4 protein-coding genes are annotated in these 3260 nt (G+C 71.5%); all 4 read left to right on the plus strand.

Annotation, left to right across the window (positions count from 1 at the left end):
* Positions 1–1116: aminotransferase-like domain-containing protein (locus tag ACYVE7_RS31570; protein WP_460369916.1), on the plus strand; the 1116-nt coding region annotated here is incomplete at its 5' end.
* A 107-nt stretch (positions 1117–1223) separates the two neighbouring features.
* The gene (locus ACYVE7_RS31575) at positions 1224–2000 is read left to right on the plus strand and encodes an ABC transporter permease (RefSeq protein WP_460369917.1); all 777 of its coding nucleotides are present in this window, start codon (positions 1224–1226) and stop codon (positions 1998–2000) included.
* A gap of 32 nt (positions 2001–2032) precedes the next feature.
* Complete coding sequence (locus ACYVE7_RS31580) at positions 2033–3070, plus strand: taurine ABC transporter substrate-binding protein (RefSeq protein WP_460369919.1); 1038 nt, start codon at positions 2033–2035, stop codon at positions 3068–3070.
* Positions 3054–3260, plus strand: a 207-nt coding sequence (locus tag ACYVE7_RS31585) for an ATP-binding cassette domain-containing protein (protein WP_460369921.1), incomplete at its 3' end; no start/stop codon positions are given. The genes ACYVE7_RS31580 and ACYVE7_RS31585, both read left to right, overlap by 17 nt.

Raw genomic sequence — 3260 nt, forward strand, 5'->3', positions numbered from 1 at the left:
ATCCGCAAACCCGCCGACTGGGACCGGCACCCCTACCCGTTCGTCACCGGCCATCTGCCGGCCGGTGCGTTCCCCGAGCGGGCCTGGCTGCGCTGCCTGCGCGAGGCGCTGGAGCCCGAGCACCGCAGGCACAGCCTCCAGGACGCCATCGACGGCGACGATCCGCTGCTGGTGGCGGCGGTCTGCCGGGAGATCCTGCCGCGCCGGGGCCTCGCGGTCCCGCCCGACCGGGTGCTGATCACCCTCGGCTCCCAGCACGGGCTCCAGCTCCTGGCCTCCGCCCTGGTCTCCCCCGGCACCCCGGTCGCCGTGGAGAACCCCGGCTACCCCGACGCCCGGCACATCCTGGTCAGGGCGGGCGCCGTGCTGGTGCCGGGCCGGGTCGACGCCGAAGGGCTGGTCCCCGACCCCGAGGTGCTGGCCGCCCGGATGATCGTCACCACGCCGACCCACCACTACCCGTCGAACGCGACGATGAGCGGACGCCGGCGGCAGCTCTTCGTCGCGGCGGCCCGCGAGCGGGGCATCGTCCTGGTCGAGGACGACTACGACAGTGAGCTGCGCTATGTCGGTAAGGCGTCCCCCGCGCTGGCGTCGCTGGACCCCGACGGGGTGGTCCATCTGGGCAGTTTCTCCAAGTTCCTCGCGCCGGGACTGCGGATGGGGTTCGTGGTGGGGCCGTCCGCGCTGATCGAGCATCTGCGGGATCTGCGCCGCTACCAGATCCGGCATCCGCCGGGCCATCAGCAGCGGGCGCTGGCCCTGCTGATCGGGTCGGGCGAGTACCGCAGGGGCGTCCGGCAGCTCCGCCGGGATCTGCGGCTGCGCTGGGAGCTGACCGCGCGGGCGGTCCGCGACCATCTGCCGGGCTGGTCGGTGCGGCCGCGCTCCGGCGGGGTCAGCCTCTGGCTCGGCGCGCCCGCCGGGATCGACACCCGGGTGCTGGCCGGCCGGCTGCTGGCGCACGGGGTGCTCATCGAGCCGGGCGACACGTTCTTCCTGCCGGGGCCGGATCCGGTCCCGACGGGCTGGATCAAGCTGGGGTTCGGCGCGATGGATCCGGACCGGATCGACGTCGGCGTCGCCTTGATCGCCGCGGAAGCGTCGCGCATGTAACCGCTGGCACCTTCGAATCATCAGGATCTGGCTCTTTCTCGTTGTCCCACTGGTCCTATACTCTTGTTTTCAGACATGTTTGGTTGGTTTTGTTGAGAAGAGGTCCGATGCGTTCCCTGGCGCTGCGGCTGGGCGCGGTGGCGGTGCTGCTGGCCCTCTGGTGGGCGGTCGCCGCCTCGCACCTGTGGCCGCCGGTGTTCGTCCCCTCCCCCGGCTCGGTCTGGGAGCGGCTGATCGACGGCGTCACCACCCACGACGGGCAGCGCGGCTTCGGCGGCCATCTGCTCTGGGAGCACCTGGGCGTGAGCCTGCGGCGCATCCTGCTCGGCAGCCTCTACGGCGTGGTCGGCGGGATCGCCCTCGGGCTGGCGATCGGCCTGGTGCCGACCCTCCGGGTGCTGCTGAACCCGCTGGTCACCTTCGTGCGGACACTGCCCCCACTGGCCTACTTCAGCCTGCTCATCATCTGGTTCGGCATCGACGAGTCGCCGAAGGTGATCCTGCTGTTCGTCGCCGCGATGCCGCCCGTCGCCGTGGCCACCGCCGAGGCGATCCGCGGCGTCCACGAGGACTACCTGAACGCCGGACGCTCGCTGGGCGCCCGGCCGTGGCAGCTCCCGGTCTGGATCGTCCTCCCGTCCGCCATGCCGGAGATCATCACCGGGATCCGGGTGGCGGTCGGGGTGGCGTACACGACCGTCGTCGCGGCCGAGACCGTCAACGGAGTGCCCGGCATCGGCGGCATGATCCGCGACGCCCAGCGCTACAACCAGACCGACGTGGTCGTCCTCGGGCTGCTGGTCATCGGCGCCTCCGGCCTGGCCATCGACGGTCTGCTCCAGCTCGCCGAACGCCGGCTCGCGCCCTGGCGGGGCAAGGCATGACCCCCAAAGAGAAACAAGAAAGAGAACACCCCATGAACAAGCGCATCATCCCCGTGCTGGCCGCGCTCGTGCTCGGCCTCGCGGCCTGCTCGTCCGGCACCGGAGCCTCCGGCGACAAGGGCGGCAACGCCGACGGCAGCCCCGCCGAACTGCGGATCGGCTACCAGCTCATCCCCAACGGCGACCTGGTCGTCAAGGACCAGCGGTGGCTGGAGCAGGCACTCCCCGACACGAAGATCACCTGGTCGAAGTTCGAGTCCGGCGGCGACGTCAACACCGCGATCATCGCCGGCTCCATCGACATCGGGCTCGCCGGCAGCAGCCCCGTCACGCGCGGGCTGTCCGCGCCGCTGAACATCGCCTACAAGGTGCCGTGGATCTTCGACGTCATCGGCGAGAACGAGGCGCTGGTCGCCAAGTCGGCCACGAAGATCGAGGAGCTGCGGGGCAAGAAGATCGCCACGCCGTTCTCCTCGACCTCGCACTACAGCCTGCTGGCCGCGCTCCAGGACGCCGGGCTGAAGGAGTCCGACGTCAAGGTCATCGACCTGGAGCCGCAGGACATCCAGGCCGCCTGGACCCGCGGCGACATCGACGCCGCCTACGTCTGGACCCCGGTCCTGGGCGAGCTGGAGAAGACCGGCAAGACCCTCATCTCCAGCAAGGACCTGGCCGCCAAGGGCAAGGTGACCGCCGACCTGGCCGTCGTGCGGACGGCGTTCGCCGGCTCCTACCCCAAGGCGCTGAACGTCTGGCTCCAGCAGCAGGACCGGGCGATCAAGCTGATCCGCTCCGACAAGGACGCCGCGGCCGCCGCCGTCGGCCGCCAGCTCAACCTCGACCCGGCCGAGGCCGCGCGCCAGATCGGCCAGCTCGTCCTGCTGGACGGCGCCGAGCAGAAGGGCCCCCAGTACCTCGGCACCCCGCAGGCGCCCGGCGCCCTCGCCCAGAACCTGCACAGCGCCGCCGAGTTCCTGAAGTCCCAGAACAAGATCGACTCGGTGCCCGAGCTGTCGGCGTTCCAGCAGGGGCTGGCGACCAAGGAGCTGGGCGATGCCTTCGCCGGCTGACCTGCCGACCGATCTGCCGACCGGGGCGGCCGACGCGGTCACCCTGGACGGGGTCGGCCTCGTCTACGGGTGGGGCCGGCGGGCCGTCCAGGCGCTCGACGGGCTCGACGCCGCGTTCGCGCCCGGCGCGTTCGTGACCCTCGTCGGGCCGTCCGGCTGCGGCAAGAGCACCCTGCTCCGGCTCGTCGCC

The organism is Actinocorallia lasiicapitis, assembly GCF_054778695.1.

Coding starts and splice junctions, on each gene's coding strand:
- ACYVE7_RS31575 (WP_460369917.1), top strand. CDS start 1,224: ATGCGTTCCCTGGCGCTGCGGCTGGGCGCGGTGGCGGTGCTGCTGGCC.
- ACYVE7_RS31580 (WP_460369919.1), top strand. CDS start 2,033: ATGAACAAGCGCATCATCCCCGTGCTGGCCGCGCTCGTGCTCGGCCTC.